A 14,663-nucleotide genomic window follows, 5' to 3' on the forward strand; every position below is an offset into this window, starting at 1 on the left:
TAGAGGAGGAACATATAGTGGCAGAAATTAAAGTACCGGAATTAGCAGAATCGATTACAGAAGGAACAATCGCACAATGGTTAAAACAACCAGGTGATACAGTTGAAAAAGGTGAATTCATCGTTGAACTAGAAACAGACAAAGTAAACGTTGAAGTTATTTCTGAAGAAGCTGGAGTTGTTCAAGAACTACTTTTCGCTGAAGGCGATACAGTAGAAGTTGGGCAAGTCATAGCGGTTGTTGGAGAAGGATCTGGTGCAACTAAAAATCCAGTTGAAGCTGACCCAGCAGAATCTGACGCACCAGTTAAAAACGTTGAGGTCGCACCGGCTACAACAGCACCAGTTGAAAAAGAAGAATCTTCATCAACAGACCGTACAATTGCTAGCCCAGCTGCTCGCAAACTTGCACGTGAAAAAGGAATCGACTTACAAGCTGTTTCTACAGTAGATCCAATGGGACGTGTACGAGTCCAAGACGTTTCAGCACACACTGCAGCACCTAAACAAGCTCCTGCTGCTGCACCTGTTGCTAAAACAACTTCTGCTCCTCAGGAAGATGATGGACGCACAACGCGTGAAAAAATGTCACGTCGTCGCCAAACGATTGCATCTCGATTATTAGAAGTACGTCAGAGCACAGCTATGTTAACTACATTCAACGAAATTGACATGACAAATGTTATGGCACTACGTACTCGTAAAAAAGACAAATTCTTTGACGATAGTGGAGTACGTTTAGGATTCATGTCATTCTTCACTAAAGCAGTGGTAGCGGCTCTTAAAAAATATCCATACGTAAATTCACAACTTGATGGTGATTATATCGTCAAAAACAACTTCTATGATATCGGGATTGCAGTATCAACTGAAGGTGGATTAGTAGTACCGATTGTACGTGATGCAGATCGTAAAAACTTTGCTGAAATTGAAGGAAACATCGGTGAATTAGCTAAAAAAGCTCGTGATAACAAATTGTCACTTTCTGATATGTCAGGCGGTTCGTTCACAATCACTAATGGTGGTGTTTTCGGTTCATTGATGTCTACACCAATCTTAAATGGTACTCAAGTAGGTATCTTAGGAATGCATACAATTCAAAAACGCCCAATCGCTGTTGGAAATGAAATTGAAATACGTCCAATGATGTATGTTGCATTATCATATGATCACCGTGTAATCGACGGTAAAGACTCAGTAGGTTTCTTGAAAACAGTAAAAGAATTGCTTGAAAACCCTGAAGACTTATTGTTAAATTCTTAATTTCTTTAAAAGACAGTTTCGCATTTGCGAAGCTGTCTTTTTTTTGGCAAAATAGGCATACATAGTATGTGAAAGTAGTTGAAAATATGGATGCTTCTTTTTTGTTGGATCTTGTTCAAAGGTTTGGATACCTAAGTATGTTTCTTTTTAATTGGCTGTTGTTATTTGGTTTACCCATACCAAATGAAGTGGCGGCTTCATTTTCAGGTGTCTTGACAGAATTAAATGGTTTTCATCCCGTCTATGCATTTATTTCTGCCTATTTAGGATTAATAACTGCGACGATGTTTGCCTATTGTCTAGGTCGTAAACTAGGACCGAATTTTATTCGAAAACTGGAGGAATCTCGTTTCGTCAGACCGGTCAAAGCCTTTCAACCCATTTTAGCTAAGCACGGATCCAAAGCGATTTCATTCAGTTTCTTTTTGCCTGGCATTCGCTGGGCAATGCCATACGTAGTAGGTGCGAATAGATATCCTATCATTCAATTTGTAAAATACTCGCTTATCTCTGGCTTCGTATGGATGATGATCTACTTTCAGATAGGACGAGCCTTTCCATATGCATATGGACTAATATTGGAAAATGTTCAAATCGCTTTGATATTTGTGTCAATCGGAGTTGTCGTAATTATTATATTTGGATACCTACGTACACAACGGAAAAAGTGAAAAGGGAATTGTAATGTTGAAAATCGCTAAGCTCTTGCTTATACTATAGAGAGATAAAGATTTGAGGAGATGGACTATGTTACATAACGTTTGGAAAGATGCACCGACAACAAGAACTGTCACTTGCAAGCATACGAATGCATCAAAATATTTGGTTTCTAATGTCTTAACTGTAGGACAAACATATGAAGTGAAAAATGAAACAGAAGAATTTATTTTTGTGATTGATAACACAGGCCAAATTGGTGGTTTCTATAAAGAATATTTCGAATAACCGATGACTCATTCATCGGTTTTTTCAATGGAGGAGACTGTCAATGAAAATGCACACAGTAGTAGAAAAAGCACAATTACAACGTAAAGACCGAAATCATTCAGTAGAAGACGCAGTATTAATTGGACATGGAGGCTACGTTGCCCCAATTCCATTTCTTTGGGATGATATCTTAATAAGTACGTCATTGCAAAAGAACGTCTTATTAAAAGGGCCATCAGGTTCTGGTAAAACAAAATTAGCCGAGTCAATATCTGAGTTTTATCACCAACCGATGCACAGTATCAACTGTTCGGTAGACTTAGACGCAGAAGCACTTTTAGGTTTCAAAACACTCGTTCAAGAAAATGGACAAACGGTAATCGACTTTGTTGAAGGACCTGTTATTCAAGCCATGAGAAAAGGCCATATCTTATATATTGATGAAATCAATATGGCCAAACCAGAAACACTTCCCATATTGCACAGTGTACTTGATCATCGTCGCATGCTAACTAACCCTTATACGGGCGAGGTATTGCAAGCTCATGAAGATTTCACAGTGATTGCTGCCATAAATGAAGGATATATAGGAACATCTCCATTAAATGAAGCATTAAAAAATCGTTTTATTTCTTTTTCAATACCTTATTTAAAGGGTGACCCTCTACGTGATTTATTTGTTCGGGAATTCCCTGAAGCATCTTCACCCCTCATTCATACCATGCTCAATCTTTCCGAGGACTATTTCATTCAAGTTCAAAATGGTTTACTCAGTGAAGAGGCTGCTTCGATTCGCAGTTTACTTGATGCGACTGAGCTTGCTCAATATATAGATCCATTGCGAGCGATCCAGTATGCAATTGCTGAGAAACTGGAAGACGATAGTGAAAAAGAGTTGGTTATCGAACTCGCAAAAACTTGGCTTAAGTGAGGTGAGTGAAATGTCTTCTGTGAATCGATTTATTCAGTTTAATAATGAGACGATTAATACTAAACGCATGATTCAGTTGGAACAATTAGCACAGGCTCTGAGCCGTAATCCAAACTTATCGTTAACCGTTCGAAAACTTATGGAATTCAGACCAAAAGAAGGCGCGATCTCAATCAGCCATTTTTGGAATCATAGGGAACCTGTTATTGAAGAGAAAGGGCAACTTTCCGATTTGTATCTACTCACAGCTGGATTTTGGCGTCATTTTGATCTTAAGGCGTGGAATCAATATAAAAAAGAAATCAATCAATTCAAGCTAAAAGATTTTGCTTTGCAGATAGCAATTTGCGCTGAAGAATTTAGGTTATCCAATTTAATACGAAATGAACGACCTGGAACCGAGCAAGCGTTTGCAGTGCGAGAAGACGTTTATTCTACTTATCACGAACAACAAGCCGGTGTAAATTTACAAAAAGGCTTTATTGCGGATAGTTTATTTAGCTTTTTATATGTATTCTTACACAAGGGGACTCTATCCAATTTGAATACTGGCGATTTCCCGGATTTTTTCCTTAGAATTCTATCGAAATGGCAATTTATGTTTGACTCGTCAAGCACTTCTTACAGTTGTCAAATATGTCTAGAAATTCTTTATTCTATTGAAGAAGAGGTAACTAAAGATTTGACCCATACCTTTATCTCTATTCAGGATAATCTGGAAGAGCCTTCCTATTCAGAGAAAAACCAATCGAAAATAGAGCAGTCTGATATATCTGATCAACATGAAAGTGCCTCGATTGAAGAGATGTTTGCAACTTGGCATCGTGAGAATGAAAAGCAAAAAGGTCCGCATATGGAGTATGAGCTGACAACAGGTAATAAGGGAAAGATAGAAAACGGTCGCATTGAAGAAGGCGATGAAGCCAATGAAATTCAAAGTGAAGGATCCGGAACTTCTGCAGCAAACAAGAAAAATAATCAATCTGGTCTTAAAGACAATGTGCAGAAAAAGAATTCAAAACAATCTGGGGAACGATTTGGTGATGAACATCTGAATGTAACTTATGTTGAAAAGAAAATCGAAATAAGTGAAGATCCTAAAATTAAAGAGAATATTAGTATGATTCGAGCAGAACAAAAACCATTTGTAAAAGCATTTACAAAAGAAATCAAGAAAAGAATCGAACAGAAGCAGGATAGTAAGCGTAGGAATTTATCTAAAGGTCGTTTATCCCCCAGGTTGACTTCATTAATGACAGAACAACGTCCTAAACCATTTTACAAAAAGAATAGCCCTTCCACACCGCTAGATGCTGTATTTGGTTTACTGGTAGATAGCTCCGCTTCCATGATTGATAAGATGGACGAGACCAAAAAAGCCGTATTGCTTTTTCATGATGTCTTACGCGACTTAGGCATTCGTCATGATATCGTTTCTTATTATGAAGATGCCTATGAAGCAACAGCACAGGAACAGCCTAACTCATTTGTGTTTTGTCACCAATTGGATGAGGGTGTGAGTGACCACGCACAAGCCATTCTTTCATTGGTTGCCCATGAGGATAATCGCGACGGTCTGGCCATTCGATGGATTGCGGAACGACTTAATAAACGAAGTGAGAAACATAAGTTTATTTTGTTATTTTCAGATGGTGAACCTTCTGCTTTTGGATACGCGGCAAACGGCATTGTTGATACTGCTGAAGCGGTAATCGAAATTGAGAAAAAGGGGATTCACCTATTGCATTTATTTTTGAGTGCCGAGGAACCAGTAGAAGAACAATTGAGGGTATTTCGGATGATGTTTGGGACCAAAACAGCAACGGCAAAAAATGTCGATGAGTTTACAACGCAAACCTTGAGACTATTAAGGAAAATGTTATATATCATCGTCAAATAAACAAGAAAACCGTCCTCATTAGCGAGGACGGTTTTCTTGTTCTTGATGTACGATTAACAAACGCTGTTTTAATTGTTCTTCCATACGTGAGATTTCTACTTCTGCCGCTTTTCGTTTCATACGTCCATCTGCTTGAATCCGTAGTGTTTCTTCAATTGTTTGCAGCAAGTTTTCTTGTGTTTGTTTTAATGTTTCTATTTCAACAATGCCGCGCTCATTTTCTTTCGCAGTTTCAATACTGTTCATTTTTAACATTTCCGAGTTTTTTAAGAGCAAGTCATTTGTTGTTTTGGTTACTTGCTTCTGAGCTTCTACGGCTTTTAACTGACGATTCAGTGTTAAAGCAATAGCAATTTGATTTTTCCACAATGGAATAGACGTCATTATGGATGATTGAATCTTTTCGGCCAAAGTTTGGTTGGTTTGTTGAATCATTCGAATTTGTGGTGCACTTTGAATCGTTATTTGTCGAGACAGTTGTAAATCGTATAGACGTTTTTCTAAGCGATCTAAAAACTGAGCCATATCATTCACTTCTTGATAGGCCATTTGATCTGAAGAAAGTTCTGCCTTTCGACGAAGGGAAGGGATAATCTCAGTGAGTATTTCATCGCGTTTAATTTCAGCTGCTGCAATATAGACGTTCAAAGCTTGAAAGTACGCTTTATTTTGATCATATAATTTATCAAGCATATGAACATCTTCAATCAATCCTCTTTTGGAATGTTCAAGTTGAATTCCGATACGATCGATTTGAGTGCTAAGTTTTTGATATTTTGTCATTAACTCCTGTACCGAACGAGAGACCTTTCCAAACAAACGTTTAAGCCCGGATTTTTTTTGAGTAGTTAATTCATCGGCATTTAGTTGGCCCAGCTTGTCCATCAAATCTTTTAAAATATCGCCAACAGGACCAATATCTTTCTTCTGGACATGATCAAGCATTTGATGGGAAAATCGAGATAATTCCGTTTGGGCATTAGCCCCATACGTTAGAATTGCTTCGTAATTTCCAGCAGGAATTTGAGAAGCAAGTGCTTGTGCTTTTTGTTTTTCTTCATCTGATAAGCGATCTAGTAATTTAACAGGAATCTCATCGTTTATGGGTTCCTTCTTGCCCATCTGAGGTTGTAAATCAAATGGAGAGTTTAGTAAATCATCCAATGTTCTCGTTTGGCTAGGAGTCGATTGATTTTCGGTCATTCTTTATTTCCCCTTTCATCAATAGAGACAGATCTTGTTTTTTAAATGAAACTTTTGCAAAATCGAGTTCCATTTTTAAATGCTCGATATCTGAAGATAATACTTGATGCAAATCTTGTTCCATCACTTGATTAAGATCAAGTAAAGTTTCACGTGTCTCTTGTAAAGCAATTTGAACATCAATTGCTTTTACTGGCTGGGAGACGAGAAGTGTATATTTGGATGTTAATTGTACAGCGGTATCCAGATGTGCATAGAAAAATGTTTCTACTTGATAAAACTTTTTGGGATTGGTTTTTACAATATTAAAAATCCGCTTAGCAAGTCGATTCATTTCAAAGAGTTGTTTAAATGCACGAACCGAACGGACTTTGACAAAATAACCATTTAATTGTTTTAGTTTCGCTTTTGCTTCTTTTAACTGCTTTTTAATGTGACGATACTCTGACATGGATAAGCCATATCTAGAAACAAGTTTACGAGATTGGATCATTTTGATGAGTTGAATAGAAATGGCATATGGACCAACTGAGAGTAGACCCGAAAGAGCGAAATGTAATCCTAAACCAGATTGAAGTGCAATCCAACTTCCAATAAAAATGGGGATACTCAATAAATGTCGAATAATGAAGTATTTAACTTCGAGCATTATGTAACCCTCCTTAAGTGTTCTTATATAATACATACGATTGACGTAAAAAAAGGTTTCATATGTAGTATTCTAAACTTATCTTAATTTTTGTGGCTTATCAATGTTTATGATTTGTTATAGATCTTACATAATAGGGAATAGAATATCATAAGAAACGAATTAGTAGACGTTCGCGATTTTTTTGCTAAAATAAGGATAAATGTTGTAACAGAAAAGGGTGGATTTAATATGAATGAAATCATTTATATGAAAGCCGAATATGAACCGTGGTGGATGTTCTCTGGTTGGGAGAAGACCATCATTGAAAAGAATGTTTTTACAACAGATAGGGAAGCGAAGAACTATTTAGATTCACTTTTAACGAAATTCCGAAATGCATATCCAAACGAAAGTAAACAAAAAGGAGCATGTTGGGCTTTTTGGACAGAGGATGAACAGCAATTTTGTGAAGCTTGCGATGATGATTTACAAACATACCATGGCATTTTATGGCTAAAAGATGGAAAACCATTTCAACTTTAATCTGACATAATTGTTTATAAAAATACAAAAATTCAAATTGACTGTTATTTCCGAGATGGTATAATATTCTTAACAATTGAAATTGTTTAACTGAAAAACTGTCTTGCACATATTTACATGCATGATCTGAATATGCAGGTCTAATGTAAAAAAATGCCAAGTTTTCATCAAATAATGAAATTGTTAACTTTACTTTTTGGGGGTTTTGTTCATGAAACAGGGTACAGTAAAATGGTTCAACTCAGAAAAAGGGTTTGGTTTCATTGAAATTGATGGGGAAAATGATGTATTCGTTCACTTCTCAGCAATCCAAGGTGAGGGATTTAAAACACTAGATGAAGGTCAAAAGGTTGAGTTTGAAATTGTCGACGGCAACCGGGGCCCACAAGCAGCTAACGTAACGAAACTCTAATATTCATATGAAAAAAGAGGCTTCCATTTTTGGATGCCTCTACTTTTTTATTTCATCGATTCTAGTGTGGATGTAACAATGAAGTCGTTCTCGGCTTCGTTCAGTATGAATTCTCTTTTCACTTCACCAAAATCTTTGGCTATATATTTACGATTAGTCACTCCGCTTTCGTCCTTCATTTCTAAAATAATTACGTTGTCAAATGTTCGAAATGGTGTCTGAACGGTTTGTTTAACATCCATAATTATCCACTTACCAAAAGTAGATCCTTTTTCTAATGGAATTTGCAGAAATGTTGAAATTACTGGAAGTTTTTCTAATTCAGCTGATGATGGTGTAAAGGTATCATAGAATTCTCCTTGTTCTTGTATTAAATCAATGGAGTCTTCTGTAATACGATAGGTTCGTAGTACAGTTGTTCCGCCATTGTCTTCATAGATAGAAACTGTGTTTTCATTATGCCACTGTGTACGTGCTTGATAACTGGCATATTCATTGCCTTCCCCCAGGTAATTTGCCACAACACCATCTCGCATGAAATAGCTTGAAAGTTCTAAGGTTTCATGGCCAGATTTATCGGGTTCCGCGACAATTTTCGACGGGTGTTCATTAGTATGAATTGGTTGATCAGAAGAAGTCACAGGTGGAGCGCTTACATCGCTTTCACTACATGCGCTTAATAACAAAAGGAGTACCAACACACTAAAAGTTTTCAATTTACAATAGCCTCCCTGTTTACATGTTAGACGCAACTAGTTCAGAAACGTTTCAACTACCAGTTTTTTTGGTATAGTATTTTAATAGGAAGGGAGAATACACATGACAAAATATGATTTAAAACGAGAATTACCAACATCACAAAAACAACAAGATTTTTATGGAAAGATTCGTGTGAAAATCACTGACTTCCTTGAATCCAAAACTGGCCGTGCAAGTCGATTCGCACCTTACTTGTTGTTTGCACCAGATTTGTTTCATTTACTAACAAAAGCAATGTTAGACAATCGGATAGACGGAAAAAGCAAAGCCTTAATAGGGAGTGGGATTCTTTACTTTATAGCACCTGTCGACTTCATACCAGAAGGTTTAATCGGACCAGGTGGATTTATGGACGATATTATTGTTGCTACATTCGTGGTGAACTTATTGTTAAATAAATTCTCGCCTGACATATTGGAAGAACACTGGGTAGGAGATCAAAAATTATTTGATGCATTAAAGAAGATATCGGAAACGGGCGATGGGTTTCTCGGTAAGTTGCCTGCACGTTCACTACTTGGAAGATTTATAAAAAAGTCAAAATAAAAAGTGCGAAGTAGAAAATACTTCGCACTTTTATTATGATTTAATTCCTTGTGATTCTTTCCATTCTAAAAACTCATCGAAAGATAACTGCTTATCTAAAATAGAACCGTCAGGCATAATTTCAATTACACGATTCGCAATCGTTTGGATAAATTGATGGTCATGAGATGTGAAAATCATAGCACCTTTAAACGAGATCAATCCATTGTTAAGAGCTTGAATTGATTCCAAGTCTAAATGGTTGGTAGGTTCATCAAGTAATAATACGTTAGCGTTCGTTAACATCATACGAGATAGCATACAACGAACTTTTTCTCCACCTGAAAGGACAGAAGGTTTTTTCTTTACTTCTTCACCAGAGAATAGCATACGACCAAGGAATCCGCGCAAGAAAGTTTCGCTTTCATCATCAGGAGAGTATTGGCGTAACCAATCGACTAATGAAATCTCATTACCCGTGAAGTATTCACTATAGTCGATAGGGAAGTACGCACGTGTTGTAGTAACTCCCCATCTAATTGTACCTTCAGTAGGTTCAACTTCTTCTGCTAACACACGAAGTAAAGCAGTTTTCGCAATTGGATCACCGATTAAAATAATCTTGTCATCTTTGTTAACCGAGAAATGTAAGTCTTTAAACAAAGTTTTTCCTTCATGCTCCATTGAAATGCCTTGAGCAGCGAAGACGTCATTACCTATGTCACGACCTAATTGGAAGTTTACATACGGATATTTTCGTGAAGATGGACGAATATCATCTAACTCGATTTTATCCAACATTTTTTTACGAGAAGTTGCTTGTTTTGATTTCGATGCATTGGCACTGAATCGTGCGATAAATGCTTGTAGCTCTTTAATCTTTTCTTCTTTTTTACTATTTTGATCTTGAGACAACTTTGTAGCTAACTGACTTGATTCATACCAGAAATCGTAGTTTCCAACATAAACTTGAATTTTCCCGAAATCAAGATCCGCAATATGCGTACACACTTTGTTTAAGAAGTGACGGTCATGGGACACAACGATAACAGTGTTAGCAAAGTTAATTAAAAATTCTTCTAACCATTGGATTGCTTTTAAGTCTAAATGGTTAGTAGGCTCATCTAGTAATAAAACATCGGGTTTGCCGAATAAAGCTTGAGCCAATAATACTTTCACTTTTTCTGAACCTGTTAGGTCAGACATTTTTTTCGTAAGAGATTCTTCTCCGATGCCTAAACCTTGTAGAAGGATAGCTGCTTCTGATTCAGCTTCCCATCCATTCATATCTGCAAATTCACCTTCAAGTTCAGCTGCTCGCATACCATCTTCATCCGAGAAATCTTCTTTCATATAGATGGCATTTTTTTCGTTCATCACTTCATATAAACGTTTATGACCCATCATCACCGTTTCTAATACTTGGAACTCTTCATATTCGAAATGATTTTGCTTTAATACAGCTAAACGCTCATTCGGGTTCATGATGACATTTCCTTCTTGTGTATCAATGTCACCTGATAAAATTTTAATGAATGTAGATTTCCCAGCACCGTTTGCACCTATTAAACCGTAACAGTTACCCGGGTTGAATTTTATATTGACGTCTTCGAAAAGCTTACGATCTCCGAAGCGTAGACTTACATTACTTACAGCAATCATGCTAGTACCTCCTTATTTTTCACAATACTTCTATTATATCATGAAACCACTATACAATGCTCAAACTTTGAAAGTGGAAAATACTCTGAATTCGAGATACGATGAATGGGGAACTGATTCATCAGGAACTAATCGTATTTTTATGGTTTGATTCCAATAAAGTTTGGAGTGAAATGATGACAAAGGGGTACAAGGATGCCCATTCATTAATCAAATCAAAAAATGAGGAATTCATGAAGGTATGATGCATTTATTTTTATTGAATATTACTTTGTTGAGAAGTATAATTATTGAATAAGAGGGGTGTCATTTTATGGATAATATGGAACAAGTGATTTTAAAATCATTACAACAAATGGCATTGAACGGTCCTATTATTTTATTGAAATGGGTTATGACAGAAGACAAACCATTGGTTGAGCAAATTACACCAAACGTTGAACATATTTTTGGATACACTTCTAAACAGTTGGTTTCAGGAGAGGTCCCTCTGTTCTCGATTATAGATAAAGACGATCTTCGATACTTACTGGAATCGATGACAAATGCGCTTGCTTCAAAAAGTCATTTTTGGGAATCATCTTTCCGAATAAATGCATGTGGTGAAGTGAAATTCGTAAAAGCATTTTCCTACATAGAACAAGTATCAAAAAACAATGAACTATCAATTGTTTCCTACTTTTCAGAAGAAACTACAGTAATAAATCAATCCAGTAAGCAAATTTCTTTTGACAACCGCTGGGAAACAGCTATTATGACTGCTGGAGAAGGTGTTTGGGATATACATCTGCAAAGTTGTATAGTTTTTTTCTCAAAACACTGGAAAGGAATGCTAGGTTTTGAGGAACACGAGATTCCAAATGAGTACAACGAATGGATCAAACGTATTCATCCAGATGATTTAGAAGAAACACAATCCCTCTTTATACAGCATGTACAAAATGAAACGGATTATTTTGAAAGCAAACATCGCTTACTTCATAAAAACGGAACGTATCGTTGGATTCTGTGTCGCGGAAAAGCGGTAGAGAGATATGGGAATGGGATTGCCATTCGTCTAATTGGAACACATGTTGACATCACTGAGCACACAGAAATGAAAAGTTTACTGTTAAGACGGAATGAAGAATTGGAACTACTCGTCGAAAGAACGAAGGAATTGGCCGTTACTGATCCATTAACATCCTTATTTAATCGTCGAAAAATGATGGAAGAAATTAAGAAAGCTAAAGATCAATTTATTGTGAATGAGCAAACATTTACGTTAGCCATTCTAGACTTAGATTATTTTAAACAAATAAATGACAAATATGGTCATACTTTTGGTGACATTGCACTCCAAACATTTTCAAACTTATTAAAGAAGAAAGTAGAACCTCCGAACGTGATTGCAAGGTGGGGAGGAGAAGAGTTTATCTTGCTTTTTCCTGATAAGAACATGCAACAAACGAAACGTGTTCTAACGTCTCTGCAAGCGTGTTGCAATGAGGAATTATTAAGGTATCGAAGCGAATCGGTCATGCTTACATTCTCGGCAGGTGTGTGTGAATATATTGCCTCATATTTGAAAAATGATATTATAAAAAAAGCCGACCAAGCTCTTTATTTAGCCAAATCACTTGGTCGAAATCAGATTGTTCTTTATGATGAAGGGCTTCCAATTTTATAACTTGGAAGTCCTTTTTCTAGTAACAAAGAATTAATCCATGTCGTTTCAGTTGATGCATTTCGAGCTATATAGGCAGGCAAAGTTTGCAATTCGTCATTGATTAACAATTCCATCTCTACATAATCTTTGCGAGTTGGATATTGATCCCGTAGGTTTCCTTTAGTGGTGAAAACAAAATAATACGAACCAATTGAACGGAAAATAATGGTCATTTCTGGAAATTCACTAAAAATTGCTTTGACTTGATATTTTCTTGTATAGCTCCATTGAATGAGTTCCAAACTCTAGCCCCCTTTCTACTAAATTGTACTAATTTAATAGTGGGAACACAAGTTTGCCCTCGGAACATCTAATTGTTGGCGTAAAACGATTAGTGTGTTTTACTAAACAAAAGCTAATATATTGAAAAGGACTGAAAATATGCAATCCCAAAAATCGTTGATTTCATTATTAATTGCAATCTTTTTAATTTCATTAAACTTACGTCCTGCCATTACATCAATTGGACCCTTATTAGAAATAATCCGTAACGACTTAAATTTATCGAATAGCGAAGTTAGCTTATTAACAGCAATCCCAGTTATATGCATGGGATTGTTTGCACCTCTTGCAGTTCATTGGTTGAACAAATTTGGACAGAAGCGTGGAATTACCATATTAGTGATTATAATTGGTGTACTTACACTAGTCCGTGCCTGGTTGAATGATTATATTACGCTATTAATTACAGCATTTGTTATTGGTGTAGCGATTGCCATCATAGGTCCTATTATGTCATCACTGATTAAAGAAAGATTCCCAACTCGAATAGCTTTTGCAATTGGTATCTACTCTTTAGGGATGGGTGCTGGTGCCACATTAAGTGCTGGGTTAACAGGAGTAATATATGTCTGGGTAGGGGAAAGGTGGGGGATTGCTTTAGCTTCATGGGCGTCATTAGCTTTACTGGCATACTTAGTATGGATGATGTCAATGAAAACACAATCAGATGAGCAGGTTAATAAAAACATCGATCAACAAGCCGCATTTCGTTCACCATGGTCAAACAAACGAGCATGGCTTATTTTATTATTCTTTGGATTTCAATCTTCCTTGTTTTTCTCCCTGACTACTTGGCTAGCTTCTGCTGCAAGCGAATTGGGATTTAGTGTCATACAAGCAGGGTCTGTCGTTAGTGTAATGACGATCGCACAAATTGTATCGAATATTTCACTTTCATTTTTACTGGATAAATTTCCGAATCGCTCATTTTGGATTTATTGTTCTCTCAGTATCGGGACAATTGGGATTGTCCTTTTATTAACAGAAAATATAACACTTATTTGGACGGCATCTATTCTTTTAGGGATAACTCTTGGTAGCTTATTCCCGCTAGCTTTATTGCTGCCACTTGACGAAACATCCGATGCGAAGGAAGCAAATGCATGGACGGCAATGGTTCAAACAGGTGGTTTTATCATGGGTGGACTTGTTCCGTTGGCGATTGGAATACTGTATGACTGGAGTGAAACGCATCAAATAACATACTTTGTCATGCTCTTTTTGATCATATGCATGTTTATTGTGACGTTTTTATTAAATAAAAAAACCTTGCATAGGCAAGGTTGATTTGAATTATTTTTTCCAATTTTCTTTGATGAATTCATCACGGCCGGACATCGCGCGATCTTCTGCGTAATGTTGCGGCTCTTTTTTATAGTAATCTTGGTGATAATCTTCAGCGGCATAAAAGGTTTCAGCTGGACGTATCGGCGTAATAATTGGTTTTGTGAATCGTCCGCTATCAGCAAGTTCTTGCTTGGATTTTTGCGCAATTTCCGCTTGTTCCGATGAATGTGTAAAGATTGTCGTTCCATAAGACTCACCACGGTCCTGGAATTGACCACCAGTATCGGTTGGATCAATTTGTTGCCAAAAAATTTCTAGTAACTGCTTATATGTAAATGTAGATGGGTCATACTGAATCTGTACTACCTCGAAATGACCTGAATTTCCATTTTTTACATCTTCATATGTCGGATTGATAACATGTCCACCCATATACCCGGAAGTGACGGAATGTATACCTTCCCATTGATCAAATGGCTTGACCATACACCAGAAACAACCACCTGCAAATGTTGCTTTTTCCATTGAATTAATCTCCTCTCTAACGCTATATAAATCGTATTGTAGCACTTGAAACATAACGGCTCAACAACTATGATTGAAACTAGCTCCAACCGCAACCTGCGAGCGG

At 36.7% G+C, this 14,663-nt stretch carries 16 protein-coding genes; 10 read left to right on the forward strand and 6 right to left on the reverse strand.

The features are described 5' to 3' along the window. Nucleotides 1-17: 17 nt before the first annotated feature. The 5 genes from odhB (at nt 18) to GY23_RS03395 (ending at nt 5,020) form a co-directional block, all read left to right on the forward strand. Nucleotides 18-1,262: a 2-oxoglutarate dehydrogenase complex dihydrolipoyllysine-residue succinyltransferase gene (gene odhB, locus GY23_RS03375; RefSeq protein ID WP_075617784.1), complete on the forward strand. Its 1,245-nt coding sequence runs from the start codon at nt 18-20 to the stop codon at nt 1,260-1,262. 68 nt (nt 1,263-1,330) lie between these two features. Next, nucleotides 1,331-1,933, forward strand: a complete 603-nt coding sequence (locus GY23_RS03380) for a DedA family protein (protein WP_245827559.1) — start codon at nt 1,331-1,333, stop codon at nt 1,931-1,933. 76 nt (nt 1,934-2,009) lie between these two features. Beyond that, the gene (locus GY23_RS03385) at nt 2,010-2,207 is read left to right on the forward strand and encodes a DUF6501 family protein (RefSeq protein WP_075617786.1); all 198 of its coding nucleotides are present in this window, start codon (nt 2,010-2,012) and stop codon (nt 2,205-2,207) included. A 43-nt stretch (nt 2,208-2,250) separates the two neighbouring features. Continuing rightward, on the forward strand, nt 2,251-3,120 hold the full coding sequence (locus GY23_RS03390) for an AAA family ATPase (protein WP_075617787.1): 870 nt from the start codon (nt 2,251-2,253) through the stop codon (nt 3,118-3,120). Next, nucleotides 3,074-5,020: a vWA domain-containing protein gene (locus GY23_RS03395; protein ID WP_245827560.1), complete on the forward strand. Its 1,947-nt coding sequence runs from the start codon at nt 3,074-3,076 to the stop codon at nt 5,018-5,020. The genes GY23_RS03390 and GY23_RS03395 overlap by 47 nt, the downstream gene beginning before the upstream one ends. A gap of 18 nt (nt 5,021-5,038) precedes the next feature. On the opposite strand, the gene GY23_RS03400 is transcribed toward GY23_RS03395, so the two are convergent. Further along, the gene (locus GY23_RS03400) at nt 5,039-6,223 is read right to left on the reverse strand and encodes a toxic anion resistance protein (protein ID WP_075617789.1); all 1,185 of its coding nucleotides are present in this window, start codon (nt 6,221-6,223) and stop codon (nt 5,039-5,041) included. After that, nucleotides 6,198-6,872 (reverse strand): 5-bromo-4-chloroindolyl phosphate hydrolysis family protein, encoded by a 675-nt coding sequence (locus tag GY23_RS03405; RefSeq protein ID WP_075617790.1) that lies wholly within the window; start codon nt 6,870-6,872, stop codon nt 6,198-6,200. The genes GY23_RS03400 and GY23_RS03405 overlap by 26 nt, the downstream gene beginning before the upstream one ends. 231 nt (nt 6,873-7,103) lie before the next feature. Between GY23_RS03405 and GY23_RS03410 the strand changes: the two genes are divergently transcribed. After that, the gene (locus GY23_RS03410) at nt 7,104-7,397 is read left to right on the forward strand and encodes a DUF1033 family protein (protein WP_075617791.1); all 294 of its coding nucleotides are present in this window, start codon (nt 7,104-7,106) and stop codon (nt 7,395-7,397) included. 211 nt (nt 7,398-7,608) lie between these two features. After that, complete coding sequence (locus GY23_RS03415) at nt 7,609-7,809, forward strand: cold-shock protein (RefSeq protein ID WP_075617792.1); 201 nt, start codon at nt 7,609-7,611, stop codon at nt 7,807-7,809. A 47-nt stretch (nt 7,810-7,856) separates the two neighbouring features. On the opposite strand, the gene GY23_RS03420 is transcribed toward GY23_RS03415, so the two are convergent. After that, nucleotides 7,857-8,525, reverse strand: a complete 669-nt coding sequence (locus tag GY23_RS03420) for a hypothetical protein (protein ID WP_139311061.1) — start codon at nt 8,523-8,525, stop codon at nt 7,857-7,859. Nucleotides 8,526-8,628: 103 nt separating this feature from the next. Between GY23_RS03420 and GY23_RS03425 the strand changes: the two genes are divergently transcribed. Beyond that, the gene (locus GY23_RS03425) at nt 8,629-9,114 is read left to right on the forward strand and encodes a YkvA family protein (protein WP_075617794.1); all 486 of its coding nucleotides are present in this window, start codon (nt 8,629-8,631) and stop codon (nt 9,112-9,114) included. 33 nt (nt 9,115-9,147) lie between these two features. On the opposite strand, the gene GY23_RS03430 is transcribed toward GY23_RS03425, so the two are convergent. After that, nucleotides 9,148-10,755, reverse strand: a complete 1,608-nt coding sequence (locus tag GY23_RS03430; RefSeq protein ID WP_075617795.1) for an ABC-F family ATP-binding cassette domain-containing protein — start codon at nt 10,753-10,755, stop codon at nt 9,148-9,150. 313 nt (nt 10,756-11,068) lie between these two features. Between GY23_RS03430 and GY23_RS03435 the strand changes: the two genes are divergently transcribed. Next, nucleotides 11,069-12,424 carry a sensor domain-containing diguanylate cyclase gene (locus GY23_RS03435; protein WP_075617796.1) on the forward strand — a complete coding sequence of 452 codons (1,356 nt, stop codon included), beginning with the start codon at nt 11,069-11,071 and terminating at the stop codon, nt 12,422-12,424. On the opposite strand, the gene GY23_RS03440 is transcribed toward GY23_RS03435, so the two are convergent. Then, the gene (locus tag GY23_RS03440) at nt 12,397-12,705 is read right to left on the reverse strand and encodes a hypothetical protein (RefSeq protein ID WP_075617797.1); all 309 of its coding nucleotides are present in this window, start codon (nt 12,703-12,705) and stop codon (nt 12,397-12,399) included. The genes GY23_RS03435 and GY23_RS03440 overlap by 28 nt on opposite strands. A gap of 139 nt (nt 12,706-12,844) precedes the next feature. On the opposite strand from GY23_RS03440, the gene GY23_RS03445 reads away from it, so the two are divergent. Next, complete coding sequence (locus tag GY23_RS03445) at nt 12,845-14,032, forward strand: MFS transporter (RefSeq protein ID WP_075617798.1); 1,188 nt, start codon at nt 12,845-12,847, stop codon at nt 14,030-14,032. A 6-nt stretch (nt 14,033-14,038) separates the two neighbouring features. On the opposite strand, the gene msrA is transcribed toward GY23_RS03445, so the two are convergent. Further along, the gene (msrA, locus tag GY23_RS03450; RefSeq protein ID WP_075617799.1) at nt 14,039-14,557 is read right to left on the reverse strand and encodes a peptide-methionine (S)-S-oxide reductase MsrA; all 519 of its coding nucleotides are present in this window, start codon (nt 14,555-14,557) and stop codon (nt 14,039-14,041) included. Between the last annotated feature and the right edge of the window lie 106 nt (nt 14,558-14,663).

The organism is Paenisporosarcina indica (assembly GCF_001939075.1).
Classification (GTDB): Bacteria; Bacillota; Bacilli; order Bacillales_A; family Planococcaceae; genus Paenisporosarcina; species Paenisporosarcina indica.